This window comes from Acinetobacter sp. Li1LvA2, assembly GCF_056156705.1.
Map to the genome: position 1 here is coordinate 820,386 of NZ_JBSICF010000001.1, position 23,240 is coordinate 843,625.

Annotated in this window: 24 protein-coding genes and 1 pseudogene; 8 read left to right on the forward strand and 17 right to left on the reverse strand. The window is 38.4% G+C overall.

What is annotated here, in order from left to right; translation table 11 throughout:
- Window positions 1-23: 23 nt before the first annotated feature.
- Both ACS604_RS03795 and ACS604_RS03800 read right to left on the reverse strand, forming a co-directional pair.
- Entirely contained in the window at window positions 24-815 is a 792-nt protein-coding gene (locus ACS604_RS03795; protein WP_474770141.1) for an alpha/beta fold hydrolase, read from the reverse strand.
- The gene (locus tag ACS604_RS03800; RefSeq protein WP_151962534.1) at window positions 784-1,386 is read right to left on the reverse strand and encodes an amino acid synthesis family protein; all 603 of its coding nucleotides are present in this window, start codon (window positions 1,384-1,386) and stop codon (window positions 784-786) included. Before ACS604_RS03800 ends, ACS604_RS03795 begins: the two co-directional genes overlap by 32 nt.
- Before the next feature lie 152 nt (window positions 1,387-1,538).
- On the opposite strand from ACS604_RS03800, the gene ACS604_RS03805 reads away from it, so the two are divergent.
- Window positions 1,539-2,201 carry a GntR family transcriptional regulator gene (locus tag ACS604_RS03805; protein ID WP_061874539.1) on the forward strand — a complete coding sequence of 221 codons (663 nt, stop codon included), beginning with the start codon at window positions 1,539-1,541 and terminating at the stop codon, window positions 2,199-2,201.
- A gap of 62 nt (window positions 2,202-2,263) precedes the next feature.
- Complete coding sequence (locus ACS604_RS03810) at window positions 2,264-2,548, forward strand: DUF1330 domain-containing protein (RefSeq protein ID WP_474770144.1); 285 nt, start codon at window positions 2,264-2,266, stop codon at window positions 2,546-2,548.
- Window positions 2,549-2,615: 67 nt separating this feature from the next.
- Here ACS604_RS03810 and ACS604_RS03815 read toward each other — a convergent pair whose 3' ends face one another.
- From ACS604_RS03815 to ACS604_RS03860, 10 genes and pseudogenes are all read right to left on the reverse strand, one after another.
- Window positions 2,616-3,260: a glutathione S-transferase family protein gene (locus ACS604_RS03815; RefSeq protein ID WP_353154735.1), complete on the reverse strand. Its 645-nt coding sequence runs from the start codon at window positions 3,258-3,260 to the stop codon at window positions 2,616-2,618.
- Window positions 3,261-3,363: 103 nt separating this feature from the next.
- A pseudogene (locus ACS604_RS03820) lies at window positions 3,364-3,621 on the reverse strand (TetR/AcrR family transcriptional regulator); the annotation flags it as partial.
- A gap of 134 nt (window positions 3,622-3,755) precedes the next feature.
- Window positions 3,756-5,072, reverse strand: coding sequence for an MFS transporter (locus ACS604_RS03825; protein WP_353154738.1), 1,317 nt, complete (start codon window positions 5,070-5,072; stop codon window positions 3,756-3,758).
- Window positions 5,073-5,185: 113 nt separating this feature from the next.
- Window positions 5,186-6,124 (reverse strand): hydroxymethylglutaryl-CoA lyase, encoded by a 939-nt coding sequence (locus ACS604_RS03830; protein WP_474770147.1) that lies wholly within the window; start codon window positions 6,122-6,124, stop codon window positions 5,186-5,188.
- Window positions 6,121-7,314: a CaiB/BaiF CoA transferase family protein gene (locus tag ACS604_RS03835; RefSeq protein ID WP_474770150.1), complete on the reverse strand. Its 1,194-nt coding sequence runs from the start codon at window positions 7,312-7,314 to the stop codon at window positions 6,121-6,123. The genes ACS604_RS03830 and ACS604_RS03835 overlap by 4 nt, the downstream gene beginning before the upstream one ends.
- Window positions 7,315-7,425: 111 nt before the next feature.
- A complete protein-coding gene (locus tag ACS604_RS03840; protein WP_174739043.1) occupies window positions 7,426-8,352 on the reverse strand; it encodes a LysR family transcriptional regulator in 927 nt (308 codons plus the stop codon).
- Window positions 8,353-8,629: 277 nt separating this feature from the next.
- Window positions 8,630-9,220, reverse strand: coding sequence for a cytochrome b (locus ACS604_RS03845; RefSeq protein ID WP_174739045.1), 591 nt, complete (start codon window positions 9,218-9,220; stop codon window positions 8,630-8,632).
- A 12-nt stretch (window positions 9,221-9,232) separates the two neighbouring features.
- Window positions 9,233-10,297 (reverse strand): catalase family peroxidase, encoded by a 1,065-nt coding sequence (locus tag ACS604_RS03850; RefSeq protein WP_474770153.1) that lies wholly within the window; start codon window positions 10,295-10,297, stop codon window positions 9,233-9,235.
- 33 nt (window positions 10,298-10,330) lie between these two features.
- Window positions 10,331-10,963, reverse strand: a complete 633-nt coding sequence (locus ACS604_RS03855) for a hypothetical protein (RefSeq protein ID WP_474770156.1) — start codon at window positions 10,961-10,963, stop codon at window positions 10,331-10,333.
- Window positions 10,964-11,165: 202 nt separating this feature from the next.
- Window positions 11,166-12,026 carry an EamA family transporter gene (locus ACS604_RS03860; RefSeq protein ID WP_474770159.1) on the reverse strand — a complete coding sequence of 287 codons (861 nt, stop codon included), beginning with the start codon at window positions 12,024-12,026 and terminating at the stop codon, window positions 11,166-11,168.
- A 118-nt stretch (window positions 12,027-12,144) separates the two neighbouring features.
- Between ACS604_RS03860 and ACS604_RS03865 the strand changes: the two genes are divergently transcribed.
- On the forward strand, window positions 12,145-12,612 hold the full coding sequence (locus ACS604_RS03865) for an Lrp/AsnC family transcriptional regulator (RefSeq protein ID WP_474770163.1): 468 nt from the start codon (window positions 12,145-12,147) through the stop codon (window positions 12,610-12,612).
- A gap of 87 nt (window positions 12,613-12,699) precedes the next feature.
- On the opposite strand, the gene eat is transcribed toward ACS604_RS03865, so the two are convergent.
- On the reverse strand, window positions 12,700-14,115 hold the full coding sequence (gene eat / locus ACS604_RS03870) for an ethanolamine permease (RefSeq protein WP_004793358.1): 1,416 nt from the start codon (window positions 14,113-14,115) through the stop codon (window positions 12,700-12,702).
- 180 nt (window positions 14,116-14,295) lie between these two features.
- Here eat and ACS604_RS03875 point away from each other — a divergent pair, with 180 nt between their 5' ends.
- The 3 genes from ACS604_RS03875 (at window position 14,296) to qhpR (ending at window position 18,040) form a co-directional block, all read left to right on the forward strand.
- On the forward strand, window positions 14,296-15,297 hold the full coding sequence (locus ACS604_RS03875; protein WP_013198390.1) for a phosphotransferase enzyme family protein: 1,002 nt from the start codon (window positions 14,296-14,298) through the stop codon (window positions 15,295-15,297).
- A 74-nt stretch (window positions 15,298-15,371) separates the two neighbouring features.
- Entirely contained in the window at window positions 15,372-16,697 is a 1,326-nt protein-coding gene (locus ACS604_RS03880) for an HAD family hydrolase (RefSeq protein WP_474770166.1), read from the forward strand.
- 308 nt (window positions 16,698-17,005) lie between these two features.
- The gene (gene qhpR / locus ACS604_RS03885) at window positions 17,006-18,040 is read left to right on the forward strand and encodes an AraC-like transcriptional regulator QhpR (protein ID WP_474770371.1); all 1,035 of its coding nucleotides are present in this window, start codon (window positions 17,006-17,008) and stop codon (window positions 18,038-18,040) included.
- Window positions 18,041-18,189: 149 nt separating this feature from the next.
- Here qhpR and ACS604_RS03890 read toward each other — a convergent pair whose 3' ends face one another.
- The 4 genes from ACS604_RS03890 to ACS604_RS03905 all read right to left on the reverse strand — a co-directional run bounded on the left by ACS604_RS03890 (window position 18,190) and on the right by ACS604_RS03905 (window position 21,827).
- Complete coding sequence (locus ACS604_RS03890) at window positions 18,190-19,530, reverse strand: aspartate aminotransferase family protein (RefSeq protein WP_002157177.1); 1,341 nt, start codon at window positions 19,528-19,530, stop codon at window positions 18,190-18,192.
- A 245-nt stretch (window positions 19,531-19,775) separates the two neighbouring features.
- Window positions 19,776-20,333 carry a TetR/AcrR family transcriptional regulator gene (locus ACS604_RS03895; protein WP_474770169.1) on the reverse strand — a complete coding sequence of 186 codons (558 nt, stop codon included), beginning with the start codon at window positions 20,331-20,333 and terminating at the stop codon, window positions 19,776-19,778.
- A 694-nt stretch (window positions 20,334-21,027) separates the two neighbouring features.
- Window positions 21,028-21,486: an Imm26 family immunity protein gene (locus ACS604_RS03900; RefSeq protein WP_474770172.1), complete on the reverse strand. Its 459-nt coding sequence runs from the start codon at window positions 21,484-21,486 to the stop codon at window positions 21,028-21,030.
- A 110-nt stretch (window positions 21,487-21,596) separates the two neighbouring features.
- Window positions 21,597-21,827, reverse strand: a complete 231-nt coding sequence (locus tag ACS604_RS03905) for a hypothetical protein (RefSeq protein ID WP_474770174.1) — start codon at window positions 21,825-21,827, stop codon at window positions 21,597-21,599.
- Window positions 21,828-22,054: 227 nt separating this feature from the next.
- Here ACS604_RS03905 and ACS604_RS03910 point away from each other — a divergent pair, with 227 nt between their 5' ends.
- A complete protein-coding gene (locus ACS604_RS03910; RefSeq protein WP_474770177.1) occupies window positions 22,055-22,636 on the forward strand; it encodes a histidine phosphatase family protein in 582 nt (193 codons plus the stop codon).
- A gap of 64 nt (window positions 22,637-22,700) precedes the next feature.
- Window positions 22,701-23,207, forward strand: coding sequence for an SMI1/KNR4 family protein (locus tag ACS604_RS03915; RefSeq protein ID WP_182917387.1), 507 nt, complete (start codon window positions 22,701-22,703; stop codon window positions 23,205-23,207).
- The last annotated feature ends 33 nt before the right edge of the window (window positions 23,208-23,240 follow it).

Sequence of the window (23,240 nt, forward strand, 5' to 3'; positions counted from 1 at the left end):
TTCCTTCAGCAATGTGTGGCAATTTAAACGCTGGTTTCCAACCACGCTTGCATTGCATTATTCACTTTATCAGGTGCAGTTAAGTTCACCATGTGACGTTCATTTTCAATGACAATTGCAGTGCCATGCTTTGCCTGATTCGCCATTTGCACAGCCATTTCTGCAGTTGAGTTAGGATCATCCGTTCCGGTCAACACCAAAGCAGGACAAGTAATCTTTGACCAGTCATCTGCATAGGTTTCATCGCCTTGCGCAAAAGCAGAATATGCAGTGGTATAACCAGACAAGTCGACATTTTCGAGCCATGATTTCACTTTGGTTGCTGCTATACGCTCGACTTCGCTTTCACCAAACCAGCGCTTTAGCGGAGTCTCAACATCAATACGACCTGTTTTTAACTCTTCAGCTCTTTGGATCACGGCATTACGTGCTTGTGTTGTACGTTTATATACACCATTGAGCACAGCCATCCGTTTAACTAAATCAGGACGGGTAACGCTAACACCTGTAGTAATTAGCGAGCCCATTGAATGCCCAGCTAAATTTACAGGTCCTAAATTTAAGGCTGTAATAAATTCGATGGTCCATTCAACAAAATCTTGTAACTTTGCTTCTGCCGGTAATTTGGTGCTTTGACCATGTCCCGGCATATCTACTGAAATGACATGATAATGTTTAGAAAAATATTCAATTTGTGGATACCATGCCGCAGCTTGCATTCCCACTCCATGGATTAGAACCAGAGGCTCTCCTTCGCCTTGCTCAAAATAGTGAGCAATACGGTTATTTGACAGCTGCAGGGTTTTTGACATCATGACCTAACTCTTCCAAATCTTTATAACGATCACCAATACGATGATGTGGTCGACCACCTGTTGCTGCACCAATTACAACAACCAGCTCATCGGCAGCAGGTGCATCTGGAATTGCAAATTGCAATGTTAAGTAATGAGAACGGCGGCCTTCGTCATTTTTATCCATCATTGGAATTAAAATCGGCGCGTTTGCTGGGCCACGGGTATTGTTAAATGCCAAATAAGATTTCGCACCAACAGCACTACGGTAAGTATTACCAAAATGTAAGGTATGAATTAAAGCTGATGCATGTTCAAGTTCACCGTTTAAGCCCACCACTGCACTTTTACCAAAAGCTTCAACGGCTTCGCCCGAACCCACTTCATCAAGAATAAGCTTGGTTAAATGTTCGCTTAAGATTGGTGCAATACGGCGAATTTCTGGTGCTAGGTCTTCTACATAACCTTGCCCTGCCCACGGATTTTTAATGACCGCGGCGGCTGCCACCATTTTTAAAGGCTTTGCTGCTTCTTTGCCGCCATCTACATAAGTGGTTTCTACATGAAGCACTGTTTTACGTATGAGTTCCATTGCTCTTCCTTGCAAGTAAATTATCTTGTCATTCGTATTATGGTATACCATAATACATACTGAAAAAAAAGCAAGAGTTTGCTATGCTAATTTTTATTGAAAAACATGTGATGAAACTCAACATGTTAAAAAACAGGAAAATTTAATTATTTATGAATCTTAAAATTGAAAACCCGCCCGTAACATTACGAGAGCTGTGTTTAGATAAAGTGCGCAATGCCATTATTACGGGCTATTTCCCTTCAGGAAAAAGACTGGTTGAAAGAACGTTATGTGAAGAACTTGGCGTGAGCCGTTCTGTAGTTCGCGAAGTGATTCGTTATTTAGAAGCAGAAGGTTTAGTCGAGATTTTGCCAAACAAAGGCCCTATCGTTTCGCTACTTAACTGGGACATCGCTTCACAAATTTATGAAATTCGTCTTTTGTTAGAGCAAAGTGCTGTGGTTGACTGCACTAAAAACCTCGATGAAAAAACTGCTGAAAAATTAAAGCTTTTATTAGAAGATCTTAAAGCTGCTTTTGCTGCCGATGACATCAATCTGATTATTGCGACCTCAACCCAGCTTTACCAAACCATCTTTGCTACCGCAAAGCACCATATTGCTTGGGAAGTGGTGCAACGTTTAAATGGTCGAATTAGCCGCCTTCGTGCCATGACCATGAAATCAACAAAACGTGAAATTTCAGGTTATCAACGTATTAAAAATATGTGTGAAGCCATCTATCTTCACAAAGACCCTGAAAAGGCAAAACAGGCGGTTGCTGAACATATTGCTGAAGCTGCTGCTGTCGCAAAAAATATTTTAGATGCGTGAAATCACAAATTTTAGGAAAAGGTAAATAGACCTTTATTTAATAAATTATAGGGAAATACGATATGTCTGCTTACTGGATTGCTCATGTCACCATTCATGATATGGAACAATATAAACAATATATGGCTACTGCTCCGCAAGCTTTTCAAAAGTACGGTGCCAAGTTTCTTGCCCGTGGCGGTGCCTCAGAAGTTTTAGAAGGACAAGAGTTTGAACGTCACGTGGTGATTGAGTTTCCAGATATGGAAACTGCACGTGAATGTTACTTTTCACCTGAATATCAGCTTGCCAAAAGCAAACGCCAAGACTGCTGTGATGTTATGGTGAGTTTTGTTGAAGGGATCTAAATTCCTGAATTGATTTCTCTACTTGAGAAATCAATTCTTTTTTTAAGTGCTTAAGACCATTTCGTTTTTAGGCATTGGTTTGATGATGAAGATTTTGTTCTATAGACATGGCTTTTTGCCAGCTTTCTAAGCTTTCTAGACTTTTTACATATTGTTCAATATTGAGATATTTTGAGCGAATATTTAATGAATTAATTAGACCGTAGACTACGAAACCAATCATAAAATCAGCACCCGTTAAGCTATTGCCTACTAAGAATTTTTTGCCTACTAATTGTTGATCTAAATACGAAAATACTTTATCCAACTCAGCATGCGCATATCGGTCCAAGAATTTTAATTGAGTACCATTTTTTAACTCAATCGAATTAAAAATACTTAATAAATATGGAACCATAGCCGAACTTTCTGAAAAATGAATCCATTGTAAATAATCAAGATAACTGTCTGAATCTTTCGCAGGCATAAGTTGTGGAGCAAACTTTTCAATCAAAATTTCTACAATTGCACCTGACTCTGCAATCACTTTTCCATTAAGTTCAATCACAGGTGATTTTCCTAAAGGATGAATGTTTTTTAATTCTTGAGGTGCGAGATTTGTAGTTTTATCTCGAAAATAACTTTTTAATTCATAAGTTTGATTAATTTCTTCAAGTAACCACAGAATGCGAAATGAGCGTGAAGCATTTAAATGATGAAGAATAATAGACATTAATTTTCTCTTTTAAACTAGAAGGACAACAAAGTAAGACCTCACTATATAGACCTATAGACGACCGGTCTAATATTTTTTGTTATCAGCCCAGCATTTTACATCACCTACCTAAACTGCATAAAAAACAATCCAGCACCTTTTCCCTCTCATCCACTTGATTTGAGTCTAAAAGTTGAATGATTGCACCTTCAATCATATATAAAAACAGTTTGGCGTCTTGAAAAGTCGTATCGGTTTTTAGTTTTATAAGCTGGCTATAAATTTCATTGATGAGCCATGTTCGATATCTCACCGCGATTTGATAGGTGTTTGGATAGATCAGGTTCGTTTCAAAAATGGCTTTAAATAATAGAAAGTACAGTTCCTATAAATATGCTAACCCACTTAGAATATAATTATAAAAATTATAAATAATCATCATGTTATATCACTTTAATATTAACTACACTCATGCCACAGCCAACTAAATGGCTTTGAGCATGAGTGAATCGTTTAACCTTTCTCTTGTAATCGTTTTGGTGTAGCCCATATCAATAGTGCAATACACACAACACATAAGCTTGCAATAATATATAGTGCGGGTGTTGTGCTTCCTGTTATGTCTTTAATATGACCAACCATAATAGGACTAACAATTCCCCCCATTTGTCCTAATGTATTAATGAGCGCTGTGCCACCAGCAGCACCTGCCCCCGCTCCAACCAAGACTTTGGGCGGTAAATTCCAAAAAGAAGGAATTGCAGCAACAATACCAGCCCCTAATAACGCAAGTGAAATCACCACCACAACTGGGTTGGCATCAAAGAAACCTGCTGTAAAGAAACCAATAGCACCTAAAGAGAGTAAACCAGCAGTAAATTTTAAACGCTCCCCAGATTTATCTGCTAAACGTCCAACAATTACCATTGTAATTGCTCCCATGAGGTATGGAATAGCACTAAGAAAACCAATCATTTGGGTATCATCAATACCTGAGCTTTTTATTAACTGTGGCCCCCAGAAATTTAGACCATAAGATGCAATTTGAATCAGAAAATAGATAACGCCTAAAATTAATAATCCCGGGGTTTTAATGGCAGCCCATAATGAATGAGAGGCTTTTTCTGGTTGTTTAGGCTCAACCAAACGTTTCAAATGAGCTTTTTCTGAGGTTGATAACCACTGCGCATCATCAATACGATCTTTTAAGTAAGTAAGAACACAAAGACCAAGTAAAACACAAGGTACGCCACCCACTAAAAATAACCAATGCCAGCCACGCATGTTCATCACACCATCAAGTGATGACAACAACACCCCTGAAATTGGTCCTCCAAAGATGCCTGAAAAGGCAGAAGCAAGAAAGAATAATGAAATAATTCGACCACGATAAGTTTGGGGAAACCAAAGCGTCATGTAATAAAGCACACCCGGTGCAAAGCCTGCCTCCATTGCACCAATCAAGAAACGTAATACGTAAAATTGCCATTCAGTAGTCACAAACACCATTAAGGTCGTTGCAACACCCCAAGAAACCATGATGCGTGCAATCCATTTTCTCGCACCAAATTTATGTAGCAATAAATTACTGGGTACTTCAAATATTACATAACCAATTACAAATAAACTGGCACCGAGACCATAAGCTGTATTACTTAAGGATAAATCAGCTTGTAACTGAAACTTGGCAAAACTGATGTTGATACGATCAAAAAAGGCAAATAAGTAACACACCATAATTAATGGCATGATTTTCCATGCTACTTTTTTTATTAATTGCTTTTCGGCAATTGCTTCAGCCGATAATTCCATGCTTTGCTTTAAACTCATTTATTTTCTCCTGAAAATGAGCCTCAAGACACGTTCCATCAAGATTTTAAAGACGAGTTGACCGAAGACGATACGCATATCGCCTTATTTCCAACTATCTTGAATGACGTATCTTAATTAAGTGATTTGATATAATCCGGTATCGGATGTAAGTCTGTATTTCGTCCCGCTTTGGCAAGTTGGCTTGGCGTGTCATGCCCTAAAAGTGCGGGTAAGGTTCTCGAAAGTTGAATGAGAGCATCCAAATCAATAGTGGTCGGTATTCCCATTTCTTCACACATATTGACCAAATCTTCAGTACAAATATTTCCCGAAGCCCCCGGTGCAAACGGGCACCCACCTAAACCACCCAATGCAGCATCAAACCGTCTTGCTCCAGCCTCGTAAGCTGCAAGAACATTAGTTAGCCCCAATCCACGTGTATTATGAAAATGTAGGGTCAGTTGCTCAGGCGAAATTAACGATAAAACGTGAGAGACAATTCTTTTCACTTGCACGGGGTTCGCCATACCAGTGGTATCTGCCAAGGTAATATTATGAATACCCAACTCTAAATAATGTTCAACTAAGCTAAACACTTCTTTTTCACTAATTTTGCCTTCAAATGGACAACCAAATGTTGTTGCTACAGTTCCGTTAAACTGTGTTTTACCCTGTAGTTGCTCCACAATTTCGGTAAATCCTGCAAATGATTGAGCTTTAGTCATTCGCATATTGGCAAGGTTATGAGTTTGGCTAGCTGAAAGAACAAGATTTAACTCATTTGCATTGGCTTCAACTGCCCGAAGCGCACCTTTTAAATTTGGAATTAAGCCAACATAAATAATATCTTTATGGCGCGTAATTCCAGTAAAAACCTCACCACCATCTCGCAAATTCGGAATGGCTTTTGGCGAGACAAAAGACCCTGCTTCAATTCTAGAGAAACCCATGGTTGACAACTGATTAATTAAATCAATTTTCTTATTGGTGGGCACCCAAGTCGGCTCAATTTGCAAACCATCTCGTGGAGAGACTTCTTGTACAACAAGTAAGTCGGAAAATGCTGTCATTGCACTACTCCTGATACACGCAGGCTTTCAATATCTTCAACTTGATAACCGTATTGTTTTAAAACAGATTCGGTATGCTCACCCAACTCAGGGCCACGCCATTTAACCTGCCCCGGTGTTTCAGAAAGCTTAGGAACAATACCCGGCATTTTCACCACTTGACCATCGGGCAACTCGGTTGAAAGCAACATATCACGTGCATGGAAATGCGGATCATTGACCATATCGGCTACAGAATAAATTCGCCCAGATGGAACCTCAGCCTGTTCAAGCTGCTGCAAAACCTCATCAATTGAATGCTGTCGACTCCATGATTCAATTGCAGCATCTAGCAAATCACTCTGTTGCGCACGCCCATCGTTGTGTTCAAACTCAGGTCGATTCGCCAAATCTTCACGACCAATTACATGCATTAAGCGCTTAAAAATTGGGTCACTGTTTCCCGCAATCACAACAAAAGCATTGTCCTTCGTTCGATAGGTATTTGAAGGTGCAATACCCGGCAAAGAACCTCCAGAACGCTCCCGAATAAAACCATGCAAGTCGTATTCTGGGACAACACTTTCCATAATATTGAAGACACTTTCTGCAAGTGACACGTCAACAATCTGTCCATTACCATTATTCGTTTTAATATTCACAATCGACATTAAAGCGCCAATCACTGCATGTAATGAAGCAAGTGAGTCACCTAAACTCACCCCAACTCGTGCAGGCGCAGAGTCTTGTGAACCTGTGGTATAGCGAATTCCGCCCATTGCTTCACCAATTGCACCAAAACCGGGTTTATCTTTATATGGACCAGATTGCCCATAACCAGATATGCGAACAAAAGTTAGTTTAGGGTTAATTGATTTTAAGGTTTCCCAATCAAGGCCTAATTTTTCAAGGGCGCCGGGACGCATGTTTTCGACCAGAATGTCTGTGTCGACAATCATCTTTTTGATTAAAGCAATTGCTTCTGGTGACTTAAGATTAAGTGCTAAAGATTTCTTATTACGTGACTGTAAATACCACCACAAAGATGTTCCGTGATGTAACTTACGCCATTTACGAAGTGGATCACCTTTGCCAATAGGCTCAATTTTTATGACTTCCGCACCGAACTCGGCAAGAATTCGTGTTGCAAAAGGAGCTGCAATTAGGGTACCTATTTCAAGGACTTTTATTTTCTCAAGGGCTAGGCTCATAACAATCCATATTATATCTACTTCCGATAGAGTTAAATTTATGGTGCAATGAGCAGTAATACAATTCTTAAAAGATCAACAAGCCTTCGTGGTTTGCGAAACCTATAAAATTTATTCAGATGTAATTTCTTTATGGGGGTGCATAAAATATTCTTTCAAAAGCAGAGTTACTGGATTTAAAAACTCATCATGTTTGGACACCAGATATAAATCTCTTTTTGCCCAATTATCGGTTAACTCTACACTTGCCAGCCCCAAGGGTTTACCAAAGATTTCGAAAACCTTATGAGGCAAAATTCCAATCCCCATACCAGCCTGCACCATACGGCAAACCGCATCAAAACTCGTCACCAATATCCTGAGTTTAAGCTGCTTTCCTAGCGCTTCAGACTTTTGCTGCAAAATCCGATTAATCGCACTTTGGGTATGCAATCCAATAAAGTCGTAATCTAATGCATCTTCAAAAGAAATAATTTTCTGTTCACTTAAATATTGCTGGTTTTGTATAACCACGACCAGCCGATCGCTACGATAATGATAATAATCCAGATCTTCTGATAAGTTCTCAGCAATGCAGATGCCTAAGTCGGCAATTTTATTACTTACATTTTGGATAATTTCTATACTTGGACGTTCTTCAAGCTCAATCTTAATTTGAGGGTTTTCAACAATAAATGGATGCAGACTTTCGGGTAAAAACTGAATGATCGTTGATAAATTTGCCTGTAATCGTACAAAACCTTTAATGCCTATTTTATATTCTTCTAACTCAACCGAAGCTTTATAAACCGAGTCTAAAATGGTTCTGCAATGGTAAAGCAGACTTTCACCAGCAGGTGTAATTTGCATGCCTTTACCATCACGAATAAACAGTTTGGTTCCAATCAAATGCTCCAAATCAGTCAAACGCTTACTTGCAGCAGATAGCGCAATCATATTTTTTTCAGCGGCCTTGCTCAGAGATTTTTCATCACAGACTGTTTGAAATATCTTTAAAGTCACTAAATCTAGTTTTCGAATAATATTTTCAATATGCATTACACATTACCAATCTTATAACTTGAAGCTCATAAGGCTATGACAAATATTTAGAATTATAGGAAATTTATATTTTCCCATTGTTAGACAGATAAAATATATTAAATTTAAATATTATCAATCATTTAAAACTTTAAACCAAAATCGAATGTAACTTAAATAGAACATCTTTCATTCCAAATTTATTTGTTTTAACTCCATCAAAATATGTCACCATTTCCACTGACTTATCCCTCTTATCCGCCTGATCTGAGCTTAAGAGCTGAATAACTCCTTCTCAATCCACACTCTTCTTTTCATTATCTCTATTAGACTCAGTAGAAGAACCCAAAGCCATACTTGAGAATACGCCATCGCGATAAACCCATGCATGTAATAACGCAGCAGACAGATGACCAATAACGACAGCAAATAACAGCCAAGCCAAAACTCCGTGTAGAGTGCGAAACCATGCATAGAGCGTAGAGTTGGTTGGAGCGATTGGTGGAAGGTCCCAACCCGGAAATAACGTTACAGGCCAATTACCTGCCGAAAGCGTTGCCCATCCGAGCAATGGCAAACTAAACATCAAAAGATAAAGTAGCCAATGTGATGCATGGGCAATAAACGCCTGCCAACGGGGTACAGTCGGCGGCAAAGGTGGAATTGGAAAATAGAGTCGATTTATTAATCTTACGATGACCAACAATAAGATTGCGATTCCTAAAGGACGGTGAATATCGATTAACCACGGACGCCAAGTGATTGAGGTTGTCATTCCTACACCAATAAATAGCATAGCCAAAATTGCTACCGCCATAGCCCAATGTAGTATTCGAGCAGTCAAGTTAAAATAACGTGGAGTATTATCGTTAGATTTGTTTTGCATGGCTGATCTCTCCTATTTACCCACGGCATCCGTTGCTTTGCCAAATCCAATTTCACGTAAGCGAGCATTGTAAGACTGCGCATAGATACCTGCTCTTGCTGCGAGTACCGGATCATCTGATAACTCAATTCCGGGTGGAACCAAGGTTGGGTCAAAGTTAATATCACGGCAAACACCATTTACCTGTTCAGTCACATTTTTGACTTCCAATGTTCCCGCTATAACTTCTTTACGTTCTTTTGGCCAAGGTTGAGATGGGTCATTCACCGTGTCTCCCGGCTCAGCAAGTTGCAAAACTAAATCCCAATACAGCGGCCCTTCAGCTAAACGTTTTTTGATATCTTTAAATAAGAAATCATGGCCAGCTTGATCACGTTGTTCTTTGGTCAGACTAATAAATTTTGAATGAGGACGCATAGACCAACGCACTGGCTGTTCTTGTCCATTGGCAGCCCGCAATATAAATGCATTTACCACATAAAATTCTGCGCCACTAAAACTACCAGTTAATGGCATCTTTGCCTTTTGTTCAATAGACTTACGCGCTTCGGGATATTCTTTTAAGAAAGCTTCAACAAGGACTGGATCAGGTTTACCAGTAGATGGAACTGGTTTAAATGCTTTTTGCTGCGCCAAAAAACCTTCAGCATTTCGCGTAGGGAAATAGGGAAAGTTGTTTAATTTCATGCGCCATTGTGAATGATCAGCTGCAGAAAGTAATAAAGCCATACTGACTGTTGCTGTAGAATTATCTGCCGCATGCGGGTTACCACTTCCAATAGAAAATCGACCAATTGCTGGTATATCAGACTTGGTAAATACAGTCGCTTTAGAGAGTGCTGCCGCTGCACCATTACTGTGGTACATGCCATCAAAACAAATACCCTTACCGTGTGCACGTCGATATCCGGGATCAAATTTACTTAATGATTCGCCCAAAAATGTTTTGCTTGTGATTCGATGTCCAAATAGACCAGCGACCCAAGCAAATGCCAATACTAAAGAGCCCGCGATTAAAGCAATACCTACAAATGGCAACCAATACTTTTTTAGAGTTTTAAAATTCAAATTATTCATTATTAATCCTGTGTAAATTGTATGGCTGCATCCCTAAAGAAGATTTTGATTAGGTAGTAGTAAAATAGGGTCTTCAATATCGTAACCAGTTTCTTCTGGAACCCCCAGATATTTAACGACAACCAACCTCTTATTTTGTTTAGGTACGCTATAATTTTGGGAAATTTTTATTGCTTTGGTGTAATGAACCGCAATGTGCGTCTTACTTTGTAAAGATGGCGATTTTACAACATATTCTGTTTTATATTGCGTGATCTTCCCTGAAGGATCAAACCAAGATGTTACTTGTTTCTGATGCGTTTTTAAGGTCTGAATTTTTACAGTCTTACTATTACTTATGATCAAAGGGGTTAAATTTTTTTTAATTTTATTGAGAGCCTTATCAAACGCTGTACTATCTTGATCATAATCAATCTTATGTGTTTTTGGATTGATATAGAGCGATTTAACTTCAATAAGTTTGTCAGGCGATTTACTATTTAATAGATAATAATATAGTTGTGGTAGGCGTCCTCGACCATCTTCGTAGTGTCTTAATAAATAAAGTTTTTTCTCTTTTTGCTGATAACCCAATACTTCAATTTTTTGTCCACCACTCACTGTCGCATAACTATGCGCGGACAACGTAAGAATCGTGCTAAAAGTTAGAAATTTTAGAAATTTCATCAGTTCATATCCTTGTGATCTTGTAATCATATTGTATAAATATCAATCAGATTAAAATTGCACTTCAGTAAGTGATACTTGCTGTTTTTATATTCTATTTGTACAGAGGTAGCCTTTTTAAGGGGGCTCTATTTATTATTTCTCTCCCCCTTCAAATCGATTCATCTAGCTTTTAGACATAAGTCATCATAAATGAATGGTCTTATGCAGTATTACGTTTATAGGAGAAATAAGAACATCCGGCACACGATGCCATAATAATTGCTATTCCAACGATCTGAAAATGATTTAATCGTTCATCTAAAATTAGCCATCCAGCCAAAGCACTCACCGCGGGTGATGCACTCACTAATATTCCAAAAACTCGCGGATGCAGTTTTTTCATCGCAACCATATCTAATATAAATGGAATCGCACTCGCTAGCATCGCCATGAGCAAACATGTAAGAAGAATCTTATAACTATCAAAAATATGGATAATGTGAGATGCACCTAAAGGTGTGGCAAACAAAGCTGCTAGGAACATTCCAGTTGCAACCGAGCTTCCGCCACCTTGTGCAACTTTAGACCCATAAATAATATATAGCCCCCAACCTACTGCTGCCAATAGAGCATACGTCATACCAATAAAGCTGAAGTTATTATTTGAATTGCCCATGGGTAAAAGAAGCAAACCAATAAGCGATACTCCTCCCCAAAAATAATCTAATTTATTTTTAGACATTAAAATAGCAACCGTAAGTGGCCCTAACACTTCGATGGAAATCGCGATTCCAACAGACATATAAGAAAATGCTTTATAAATTAAAGTATTCATTAAAGTGAGGATTGCCCCATAAATAATTAGATTTTTCCAATTGGTCTGTTTATTCCAGTCTCTCCAAGGTTTAAAGGCAATCCACAAAAAACATGCTGCTAAAGCAAGTCGAGTTAAGGTCACTCCTTCTGCACTAAGAATTGGAAAAAGGGCTTTTCCTATTGATGCCCCTATTTGCACAGAAACTAAAGATAGAAATGCGGCTGCAAATGCCATGCCTTGCTTGGAGTTTGTTTCAATCATCATATTTACCGCTATGGGAATGATTGAAATTTTAATTCTATATATTCAATATATTTCTTCTATTTCACTCAATAAAACGATTAAATAACTCTATATTTAAAGCTTAATGAGAGATTTACTCATGCCAGAAATTTCTTTAGATAATTTTGATTATGCAATCTTAAGAATACTGCAAAAAGACAATAAGACTTCGCATCGAGAAATTTCTGAAAAAATTGGTCTATCCTCCGCTTCCGTTCAAAGACGTATATCTCGTATGGAAGAAAAGGAAATTATTTTAAAAAATTGCGCTATTTTAAATCCGCTAAAATTTGGTGAAAAAATTACGTCTATCATTGAGGTCCGACTTAGCGAAGACCGCTCTGCGGTTATGGACAGAGCGAAGCAATACTTTGCTTCTGTTGAAGAGATTCAACAGTGCTACTTTGTGAATGGAGGCGTCTCTTTTATCATTATCATGCTGAGCAACAACTTATCTCATTTTGAAAGTTTAGTTAGAAAACATTTCGCCGATAATGAAGACGTAAAAACATATCGAACCTTAATTGTTTTGGACCGTGTAAAAGTAAACTTTGAGTTAAATATCTAAACTTTTTTATTTTGGTTTTAAACATTTTAGTCGTTTTATAACACTTAAAAAGAGGCCGAAGCCTCTTTATTTTTACTGCACTCAAACTCAGTCATCAATCATGGCGAACTCTTGTTCAGGCGTACCTTTCACCAAATGGTGACGGCTATATAACAAGTAATAGAGTATAAATCCGACATAAATCAGCGCGGCCAATAACCAAACTTTTGGATTTACCATTAACCCTGCCACTACAGCAACAGCAGCAAGAATTAAAGCGATACAAGACGTCCATATTCCTCCTGGCGTTTTATAAGGACGTGGTAATTCAGGGCGAGACAAACGTAATTTGATATGTGAGAGCATCATCAACACATAAGAGATTGTTGCACCGAATACTGCCATTAAAATGAGTAAGTCACCCTCACCTGTTAAAGAGAGCAAAAAGCCAATAATGCCCGGAATGATAATGGCCCAATATGGCGCTTTATTTTCATTGGTAAGCGATAAGTTTTTTGGTAAATATCCCGCACGTGACAATGCAAAAATTTGACGCGAATATGCATAAATAATTGAGAAGAAACTTGCGACAAGACCCGCAAGACCTACAAAGTTAACAAAACTTGCCAACCATGTGTGCTGACCATATACGGCAATGAGTGCATCAACTAAAGGTGCTCCTGAATTTTTTAAAGCATTTGAGCCGGCAGCACCTGCGCCTAAAAATAAAATTAAAAGTGCAAACGACGCCAATATCAACATTGAACCAATCAAGCCTCGTGGCAACGAACGTACTGGATCTTTTGCTTCTTCGGCAGCCAGTGGCACCCCTTCAACTGCAAGAAAAAACCAGATGGCATAAGGTACTGCGGCCCATATTCCCATATAGCCAAACGGTAAAAAGCTACTCGCACCTGCATTAGCGCTGACTGGAATATCAAACAAACGTGCGCTATCAAAATGTGGAAGCATCGCGACGATAAATACGACCAGTGCAATACAAGCAACGGCGGTAATTCCAAACATGATTTTCAGCGCTTCACCTGCACCTTTCAGATGAATGCCCATAAAAACTAAATAGCAAATTAAATAAACGGCCCAACCGCCAATTCCAAAGAGTGATTGGCAATATGACCCAATAAATACAGCAATGGCAGCAGGTGCAATTGCATATTCAATTAAAATCGCAGTCCCTGTGAGGTATCCTCCAAAAGGACCAAATGCAACACGGGCAAAACTATAGCCACCGCCAGCAGTGGGCAACATTGTTGACATCTCAGACATTACAAAGCTCATGCAAAGATACATAAACGCGACGATGACTGTTGCAATAAAGAGTCCTCCCCAGCCGCCTTGTGCCAGTCCAAAATTCCAACCCGCAAAGTCACCCGAAATGACGTAAGAGACACCCAGCCCCACTAAAAGTAACCAACCTACTGCCCCCTTTTTTAACTGACGTTTTGCAAAATACTCTGCGTCCTGTTGTAAAGCACCAACATCCACGCTTAATTCAGACTCTTTCATTGTCGTATGCCTTATCGACTAAATTTACACCACCAATAGTTGCGCAAAAGATATTCATAAAACTTGACAGCAAAACATCTCCCCGACCACTTGAAGTCAAGTTGATTCATTTTTTCTTTTATAAGATCGACGGCATCTCAACACGAAACGTGTTTAAAAATTAAATTGAGGAGATGGGTTATGTCTGTAGAACAAAATGAATTTTTAAGCCAAGTTCAATTACAAATACTGGCAGAACAAGCAATTAAGCAATATCCATCAGACTATCAAGGACAGGTCAAACTACTGTGTCAGTCTGAAAATGCAACCTATCAAGTTTCGACTGGATCTGCCCGATATGCACTTCGAATTCACCGTCCCAACTATCACAGCAAACTCGATATACAAAGTGAGCTTGAATGGTTAGATGCTTTAAATGCGAGTGGAATCCAAGTTCCTGTTGCGATTGCAGATCAATCGGGTGAACGCGTAATTACCTTGAAACTATCGAATGATATTTATCGTTATGCAGTCCTTTTCAACTGGGTTGAGGGCGACATGCCGACTGTTGAAGTTGACCCCACTGCATTTGAACAATTAGGGCAAATTACCGCAAAGTTGCACGTACATAGTAAGACATGGCAAGCACCTGAAAACTTTCAGCGTATTGTGTGGAATCATGAAACCATGGTTGGTGCAGATGGACACTGGGGAAACTGGAAAAATGCACCTCATTTAAGACCACAAGATCACGGCGTAATTGAAGAAGCTATTGCACAAATTTCGAAAGATTTAAATTTCTTTGGCAAAACCCAAGAACGCTATGGACTGATTCATGCCGATTTGCGTTTAACCAATCTCTTACTACAACAAGAACGTATCGGTGTGATCGATTTTGATGACTGCGGCATGAGTTGGTTTATGCATGACCTCGCTGCTGCGATTAGCTTCAATGAACATTATGCAAATGCACCTCATTGGGTTGATTACTGGTTAAAAGGCTACGAGCGCGTAGGTCATATTCAGTCTGAAGAATATGAAATGATCCCGACTTTTATCATGCAACGCCGCATTCAAATGATGGCTTGGAATGGTTCTCACGCACAAACAGAAATGGCTCAAAGTCTTGGCGATCAATGGTCCAATGAAACCGTGCGTCTCTGTAAAAAATATTTAAACGGACAAATGCCTGTCGGAATTTGAAAAGTGATTTAGATCGCTTTTCTTAATTTTCAATTTTTAGTTTTTAAATTTTATAGAATTTAAAGGAAGGGTTTATGCAAGCTACCCATCAACTGAGCAAAGTTGCCAAAGCACTATTACTCACCAGTAGTCTGGCAAGTATGATTGCTCTAAGCGCATGTAACTACAACCCTCTACAAAGCACATCTCCCGCAGTCGCTATTCCCAAAAAGGAATATATCCAAAAAGGTCAATGGGATGCTTTTAACTTTGACCAACTTAATCAATTAATTGCTACCTATGGAAAAGATAGCCCGAACTACAATCCTGACAAACGCCCGTATATCGTCACTGACTTTGACAATACCTCGGTATTTTTAGACATCGAAGAAGCAACTTTAATTTATCAGCTTGAACACTTAGCGTTTAATGTCACGCCAGAGCAGCTTAATCAGATTATTCGTAAAGGAATTAGCTCGCAAAACTTTGTAGCGGCCTACAATAACCAGCAAGGCCAAGCCGTCAATATTGATAAAATCGCCCCAGATATTATTGCGAGCTACTCATGGCTTTATCACCACTATAGTGGTCTAAAAGGTAAGCAAAGTCTGGATCAAATTAAACAAGATCCGCATTATCTCGATTTCATTACTAAAATGAGATATCTATATGCGGCGATTGGAGACACCTTTGATCATGAAGTTGCATATCCGTGGGTTACTTATTTATTTACAGGGCTTACCGAACAAGAAGTCCGTAATTTGGTGAAAGCAACAGTGGCTTGGCAAATGCAGCAACCGATTGGACCTGTAACATGGACCTCTCCCGCAGCGCTTTCAGGCCAAGCAGGCGTTGTGAAAACCACTTGGGAAAATGGTTTAAGACCATACCGTGAAATGCAAAATCTATTTAAGGCCTTTCAGGACAATGGTATTGATGTCTATGTCTGCTCAGCCTCTTTTATTGATGTGATTAAGGAAATTATTTCTAATCCAGAGATCGGCTATAACATTAATGAAAAAAATGCCTACGCCATGGAGTTAGAACGAGATACTCAAAATCGAATTTTACCTGAGTTTCGTCATGGCTATGCGCAGACTCAAGGTAAAGGCAAAACCGCAACCATCCAGCGCTTTTTAGTCTCTAAATATGGTTATGGGCCAATTTTTATCGCAGGTGACAGTGAAGGCGATCAAAATATGATGCAAGATTTTGCGGCGACTCAGAAGGTTCTAATTATTAATCGATTGCGTAGTCCGAGTTCTGATATTGGAAAGTTTTCTCAGCAAGCTGTGCAGAGCTATGGTCAAGCCAATACTAAGTTCTTACTACAGGGCCGCGATGCCAATACAGGTCAATTTAGACCTTCAATGGCTAGTTTAAGTTATGGTGCACAAACGGCAAAAACTACAAAAAATTAGTATTTCACTTATTTTCTCATGCCTACAATACATGTTGTATGCATGAGAAGCCGCTTAATTTCTTGTTTTAGTTCTGCCCTTTTTGCCTATCTCTAATGCATTTTCTGCCTTCTTTTAGTTCGCTACCCAACGTTAAATACAACTCTTGATCTCTTCTTAAAGAATCAAACCTGAAACTTAAAACAGCAAAACATAAGTCATTATTTTATAAAAGTTTTTAACAACACAAAATCATGGACGCAAGCAAAAACTGGTATGGCTTTTGCTTAATATAAGAATAGTTAGGAATAAATATCATGAGACTTGACATGTTACATCTCAACCCAGCTCATCTTGTCGATTCAAATATGTGTAATCAAGGTGTATTGTCTGCAGCTGCCTCTGGATTAAGCGAGTTTATTCGTCAAAAAGGTGCAGATGTTGATCGCGTTTTAGGTATTAGTGGTATTAATCCTGAACTTCTAATCAGCCCAACGTTGAGCTTACAACTGCCCAATTATTGCAAGGTGCTAGAACAGGCAGCACTGGTTTCTGGTTGTGATAATTTTGGCCTGCATTATGGTCAACAGTTTCAACCGAAATCATTAGGGCTCATTGGGTACATTGGTCTTTGTTCAAATACATTAGAGTCTGCACTCATGAACATGACCAATAATTTTTATTTGCATCAGAAAGATACGCTTAATCGAATGATCGATTTAGGAGATAGCTGGCGCATAGATTATCAGGTTCAACACGGCGCGATTTTAACTCGCCGCCAAGATGCAGAACTGACCATGGGCATGTTTATGAATGTGATTCGTGAAGTGATGGGTCCTCATTATTCACCTCGCGCGATTCACTTTGAGCATACTCGACCTGAATTCTGGCAAGAACACAGCAAATTATTTAACGCGCCTGTTTATTTTGATCAACCTTTTAACTCCATCATCATTTCAAAAAAAGACGTCCAGCATACTATGCCGGGCCGTGATTCTATTTTATTAACAGTAATTTTAGATACGCTGCTGTTACTCAATCGCTCTTCTCAAAGCCAAAGTCTTGCAGATCAGGTTCGCTCTCACATCCAACTTGAACTGAGTGAAGGTGAACCAAACCTTGAAAAAATCGCTCACGATATTGGTTTAACGAGTTGCACCCTTACCCGCCGTTTAAAAAATGAAGGACTGACCTTTACCCATTTAGTCGATCAGGTTCGTTGTGAATTGGCCGAACATTATATTAAGCAGAAAAATATTCCAATTTCAGAAATGGCATTCTTGTTAGGTTATTCAGAAGTAAGTGCTTTATCGCGTGCATTTAAACGCTGGTTTGGTGTTACACCACGTCAATTAAGACACTAAAACATTGCAAATACAGGCCTTGAATAAAGGCCTTTTTATTGTTTAAGCAATTCGAGATAACGTCTAAAGACACATAAGATAATTGAACAACAAAATACCCTTCAAATTAGCTTTAACATCCAACTTGAAGGGTATTTTTATAGAAGGTCTTACTTTAATTTTGTTAATGCTTGATCTAAAGCACCGACTAACCAATCGATATCTTTTATTTGGAAAGCCAAAGGTGGGCGCAGTTTCAATACATTGCCATAAGGACCTGCAACTGAGGTTAAAACTCGATGAGTATTTCTAAGCTCTTCAATAAGGTTCAAAGCCAATGCTTTATTCGGCTCTTTTGTGGCTCTATCTTTAACCAGTTCAAACCCTATAAACAGACCAGCGCCACGGACATCACCGACCATTTCATGTTTATCCATAAGTTTAGTGAGTTCTTTGAGAAGTAGTCCTCCCACATATTTGCTATGGGTTTGCAACTCTTCTTCCTGAATGACTTTAAGTACAGCCTGTGCCGCTGCCATAGAAACAGGATTCCCACCAAAGGTATTAAAATATGGAATTTTATCGCTAAAAGCAGCGAGGACTTCACTCTTGGCCAAAAGTCCTGACACTGGAACTCCGTTACCCATTGGCTTACCTGTGGTAATGATATCAGGCACAACATTGTGACGACCAAAGCCCCAAAAAGAGTCGCCAGTGCGTGCGAAACCCGGTTGTACTTCATCAGCAATAAAGATACCGCCATTGGCATGCACAACATCAACCGCTTTTTGTAAGAACCCAACAGGATTAGGCATTACACCGTCAGAAGAAAATATTGAGTCCGCTAAAAAACCTGCAAACTTGATCCCTTTTGCATTCATATCATCAATTTGTTGTTGGATTTGCTGTGCGAACCATGTACCTAAATCATCAGTTTGAATTCGATAATAATCAGGTGCTGGAACTAGACGAGTTGTAGCATCTAAAGGCTGCTCAGTTCCAAGCGCTGGAGAGCATCCTGAGGTTAAGCTACTGGTTCCATGATACGACTCTTGAGAAACAATAATTCCTGTACCGCCGCTATATTCACGAGCAATACGAATCGCTAAATCATTTGCTTCTGAGCCCGTACACATATACATGGCACGGTCAATTTCATCAGGAGTGGTTTGTAAAAGTTCTTCGGTATAATCCAAAATATTTTCATGTAAATAACGGGTATGCGTATTGAGCATTTTCATTTGCTCATTTACCGCTTCAATCACCGCAGGATGACAATGACCAATGCTGGCAACATTGTTGTAAACATCCAGATATTGATGACCTGCTGCATCCCATAAATATTGCCCCTGTCCTTTCACCAGATGCACAGGATTACGATAAAACAAGCGATAGGATTCACCTAAAATTTTATTTCTTTTATCGGTCAGTTTGCGGGTAGCATGGTCCAGCTCAGCAGCATGTTCTGGACGAAAGCTATTGGTATCCATAATGGTTGAACGCGTACCCATGAATGACTCCTCTATTTATATTCAGCATACTTTTGCATGAGACGATGACTGACGTAGGCAACTCATATGCTGATTCGAAATATTTCAGTATTTGATTGAAGTTACGCAAACCATATTGCTTAAGTATCTTTAAAAAAACTTGACCTCAAACCACTTAAGCCACGATTTGAAGTCAACTCTCAAAGTTCATCCAATAGCTATTTTAGAATTAAGGCTTATGCCTTCCCCCAAATAAGCCGAAACGTCTAAAGAAAGATATTAGAAATCATATTCCAGTGGCTTTCTCTGTTGTCTGCTCCATCTGAGCTTAAGTGCTGAATAATTGTGCCTTCAATCATATATAAAAATAGTTTGGCATCTTGAAAAGTTGCATCGGTTTTTAGTTTTATAAGCTGGCTATAAATTTCATTCATTAGCCACGTTCTATATTTAATTGCAACTTGATAGGCTTTTGGATAGCTCAGTTTCGTTTCAAAAATGGCTTTAAATAGTAAGTAGTAAAGCCCGTCTAAGTCGGTATGTAAAAGATAAAGTTCTTTGAGTTTATCCCCCCTAGCACTTGCGTCTTTGCCGTACTCAGCAATTGAAACCACTTTTTCTTTTAACCGCTCTTTTTGTACGATTAGACAGATTTCAATAAACCGCTCTTTAGAATGAAAGTAGTTATAAAAAGTCGCTTTTGGAATTCCGCACTCTTTCACAATTCGGTCGACCCCAACCATATGAAACCCAAAATGATGAAATAAATGAATCGACTTATTTATGACTTGCATGGCACGTGCAGGGAGAACTAAATTTCGCATCGTTTCACCGTTATAAATTCTTGTTGTTTGCAAATGAGATACTTTTTTGGGAGAAAAAAAGGCGCAGCAAAGCCGTAAAGACTGTGCGTGGCACATCTCGAGTTTGTTATTGCTAAGTTTTAAATAAAAAGACTTAAAGCCTGAAAACCTTAGGGCATTCAAGCTGCTTTAAATTTTTAAGCTGTGTTGTTATAGCTTATGGCATTGAGAGCCAAGAAATAATGGATGTGCAAAGCCAACTCCTTTTTATTGGGAGTTCTGCCAGACATTAAAATTATGGTGGCAGAACGAGAAAGGGTTCGCGGACTGGGTAAGATAAACCAGCACACCCGAAGGTGTCCCTCTCCCGTCCTACCGCTACGGGAGGAGACGAGGAGTTTACACATAAGACTATCCCTCAGAAAGGAATAAATCTGATGTGATCTTACAGCGGTCCGCGACGACCGTCTGGCAATGTGGCCAGCAGGCAAAGGATAAGCTTCACATTTATTGCAGTCAAGCACGCAAAATGCCATTTGATTTAAATTAAATCATTAGAAAAGTAAGGCTAAATAATGAGGGAGTTATTGTTAAGTGGGGGTTATAGAGGGAGGATTTTTAGGCTTATTACGGTGCTAATTTTGAAATGTAAGTGGGAAATTAGAGATTTATTATCTCTTTAATATAGCTTCGTTCCCCGTATCAGAATACTTACTTAAGGCTCTGGTTTTAAATCTTCAACCCATACATTAGGTACACCTGAAAAATAATCTCTCAATCTATCTTCCACATGCTCTGGCTCCCAGACCACTGCACATTCTAAATCTTTAATTTCCTCATATGTTGCAGGCAGAATATTACCTTGGTGATAAATTGAGAACTCCTTGGTAATCACATCCTGCATGAAATATTTATTTGGTATCGCCAAATCTGCCTTAATAGGCTTATTGTCAATCACTACCCACTGACCAGAAGTAATAGCATATTTCATTACGGGCACTCGAAATAATTCTTTTGCTGAATAAATCTTATCGAGACCAAGACTAGAAATATTATCTGTAAAAAAGTCATAAAAAAGTGTTTCCTCTTTATTTATGACCCGACCAAATGCATATTGACCATTTTTTAAATCAATTTGTAATAAAGCACCCTCTTTAAACCTTTGCTTTTTCATGTATTAAACCCCTTGTACGCTCAGTGTCATAATATTTTCAAGTGAGTCCTAATTAATAATTACCCCCATATTTCCCGCTTGATATCTGATACGCAATCTCCTTTAATATTTTAACTAGATAACATAAATTGATTGAATAACTTTTTAACCTCTGAAGTAGTGTTTGTTTTACCAAAAAAGAATGAAACTTGATTTGTTTCAAGCTTTATATGGAAAAGTACAGAATGCTTTTCTGTTAGAAAATCTTCAAATTGATCTGCAAGCTCCAAATTTCGACAAACTAGTATTACGCCGTATTCAGGATCTTCCATAATTTGTACATTAGAAATTAGGTTATTCATTTACTACTGCTCTAAAGTTAGATCGCGTTTATATCCTTTACTCTTAGGATGAATGTTAGGGTTATAAAAATATTAGATGAAAAATTTGAGCCTTCAAATATTATTAATTGGAATTTTAAACAAAATTCTTGGCATATTAAGAGAAATTGGGAAACTTATAGTAAATAGCAAAAACTCTTTGGAGTTGGGATTAGCTCCACCGCTCCCAAGAGTTCAACGGAACTAATATGAGTATTTTTCTGATCAGACATGCTGAAAGTGAAGCCAACATTAATGGAAAAACCTTGTCGCATGCTTCAATTACTTTAAGTGAAAATGGGCATAAACAAGCTCAAGAACTATGTTTAAAACTTCCAGAGATTGACCATGTGATTGTGTCTCAATATTTGCGTACACATCAAACCGCCGCCCCACTACTAGAAAAATATAATCTCACTTATGAAGTAGATGAACATTTGCATGAGTTTAGCTATTTGTCTGAGCGTAAGTGTGCCCATACCAATATGGATGACCGTAAAACTTGGGTAAATGCATATTGGGAGAAAATGGATTATCAGCATAAAGATGCCGATGATGCCGAGTCTTTTGAAGATCTATATATACGAGTTCAAGCTTTTCATGAAAAGTTAAAGGCTTTGAATGAAAACTATGTCCAAAAGAATTTGGCTGTATTTAGTCATGGACAGTTTTTACAACTTTTGATGATGCAAATACAACAACCTCAACCAATTTCAAAAGATTTAATGCGGCAATTTAGATACAATCTGGGCTATCAGCCAATTAGAAACACTCAGTTTTTTACTTATTGAACTGATAAATTTCATATAAGGTATATAATTTTAGAAACTCTTTAAAATAATGAATAGAGAACTTATGACTCAATTTCCAGATTTACTTAAGAAGTTACACCAATTAGATTTTGATTATGCTGATGGAGATGGTATTGATTTTGAGCCATACCAAGATTTCTTATCACCTGAAGAAACAGCAGGATTTTTAACAGCTTGGACTGGGAATCCTCAAGCTGATGCTAGTACATTATTATTTTTTGGCCAAGATGGTACAGGTGGGTGTGCTGCTTTTTGGATAGTAAATAAAGACAAAAATATATTAGATCAACCCATTGTATTCTTAGGATCAGAAGGAGAAATGGGAGTTGTAGCGAAAGATTTTAATGATTATCTTTGGTTGTTATCACAGAATCATGGTCCATTTGAATCTATCGAATATCCTGAAGCTAACACTCAAATTAATAATGATTTTCTGACTTTTGCAAAACAGAATTCTAAATCTAATTCTAGATCAGTTACTGAAATTCTAAATGATGCTCAAAGTTCTTATCCTAATTTTAAAACTTGGATAGAAGACATGATTCGATAATGAAATGCCTATTAATACAATGGGTATTAGATA

Excerpts from the sequence above, each read along its gene's own strand:
- ACS604_RS03795 (WP_474770141.1), bottom strand. The coding sequence starts at position 815 with ATGATGTCAAAAACCCTGCAGCTGTCAAATAACCGTATTGCTCACTAT.
- ACS604_RS03800 (WP_151962534.1), bottom strand. The coding sequence starts at position 1,386 with ATGGAACTCATACGTAAAACAGTGCTTCATGTAGAAACCACTTATGTA.
- ACS604_RS03805 (WP_061874539.1), top strand. The coding sequence starts at position 1,539 with ATGAATCTTAAAATTGAAAACCCGCCCGTAACATTACGAGAGCTGTGT.
- ACS604_RS03810 (WP_474770144.1), top strand. The coding sequence starts at position 2,264 with ATGTCTGCTTACTGGATTGCTCATGTCACCATTCATGATATGGAACAA.
- ACS604_RS03815 (WP_353154735.1), bottom strand. The coding sequence starts at position 3,260 with ATGTCTATTATTCTTCATCATTTAAATGCTTCACGCTCATTTCGCATT.
- ACS604_RS03825 (WP_353154738.1), bottom strand. The coding sequence starts at position 5,072 with ATGAGTTTAAAGCAAAGCATGGAATTATCGGCTGAAGCAATTGCCGAA.
- ACS604_RS03830 (WP_474770147.1), bottom strand. The coding sequence starts at position 6,124 with ATGACAGCATTTTCCGACTTACTTGTTGTACAAGAAGTCTCTCCACGA.
- ACS604_RS03835 (WP_474770150.1), bottom strand. The coding sequence starts at position 7,314 with ATGAGCCTAGCCCTTGAGAAAATAAAAGTCCTTGAAATAGGTACCCTA.
- ACS604_RS03840 (WP_174739043.1), bottom strand. The coding sequence starts at position 8,352 with ATGCATATTGAAAATATTATTCGAAAACTAGATTTAGTGACTTTAAAG.
- ACS604_RS03845 (WP_174739045.1), bottom strand. The coding sequence starts at position 9,220 with ATGCAAAACAAATCTAACGATAATACTCCACGTTATTTTAACTTGACT.
- ACS604_RS03850 (WP_474770153.1), bottom strand. The coding sequence starts at position 10,297 with ATGAATAATTTGAATTTTAAAACTCTAAAAAAGTATTGGTTGCCATTT.
- ACS604_RS03855 (WP_474770156.1), bottom strand. The coding sequence starts at position 10,963 with ATGAAATTTCTAAAATTTCTAACTTTTAGCACGATTCTTACGTTGTCC.
- ACS604_RS03860 (WP_474770159.1), bottom strand. The coding sequence starts at position 12,026 with ATGATGATTGAAACAAACTCCAAGCAAGGCATGGCATTTGCAGCCGCA.
- ACS604_RS03865 (WP_474770163.1), top strand. The coding sequence starts at position 12,145 with ATGCCAGAAATTTCTTTAGATAATTTTGATTATGCAATCTTAAGAATA.
- eat (WP_004793358.1), bottom strand. The coding sequence starts at position 14,115 with ATGAAAGAGTCTGAATTAAGCGTGGATGTTGGTGCTTTACAACAGGAC.
- ACS604_RS03875 (WP_013198390.1), top strand. The coding sequence starts at position 14,296 with ATGTCTGTAGAACAAAATGAATTTTTAAGCCAAGTTCAATTACAAATA.
- ACS604_RS03880 (WP_474770166.1), top strand. The coding sequence starts at position 15,372 with ATGCAAGCTACCCATCAACTGAGCAAAGTTGCCAAAGCACTATTACTC.
- qhpR (WP_474770371.1), top strand. The coding sequence starts at position 17,006 with ATGTTACATCTCAACCCAGCTCATCTTGTCGATTCAAATATGTGTAAT.
- ACS604_RS03890 (WP_002157177.1), bottom strand. The coding sequence starts at position 19,530 with ATGGGTACGCGTTCAACCATTATGGATACCAATAGCTTTCGTCCAGAA.
- ACS604_RS03895 (WP_474770169.1), bottom strand. The coding sequence starts at position 20,333 with ATGCGAAATTTAGTTCTCCCTGCACGTGCCATGCAAGTCATAAATAAG.
- ACS604_RS03900 (WP_474770172.1), bottom strand. The coding sequence starts at position 21,486 with ATGAAAAAGCAAAGGTTTAAAGAGGGTGCTTTATTACAAATTGATTTA.
- ACS604_RS03905 (WP_474770174.1), bottom strand. The coding sequence starts at position 21,827 with ATGAATAACCTAATTTCTAATGTACAAATTATGGAAGATCCTGAATAC.
- ACS604_RS03910 (WP_474770177.1), top strand. The coding sequence starts at position 22,055 with ATGAGTATTTTTCTGATCAGACATGCTGAAAGTGAAGCCAACATTAAT.
- ACS604_RS03915 (WP_182917387.1), top strand. The coding sequence starts at position 22,701 with ATGACTCAATTTCCAGATTTACTTAAGAAGTTACACCAATTAGATTTT.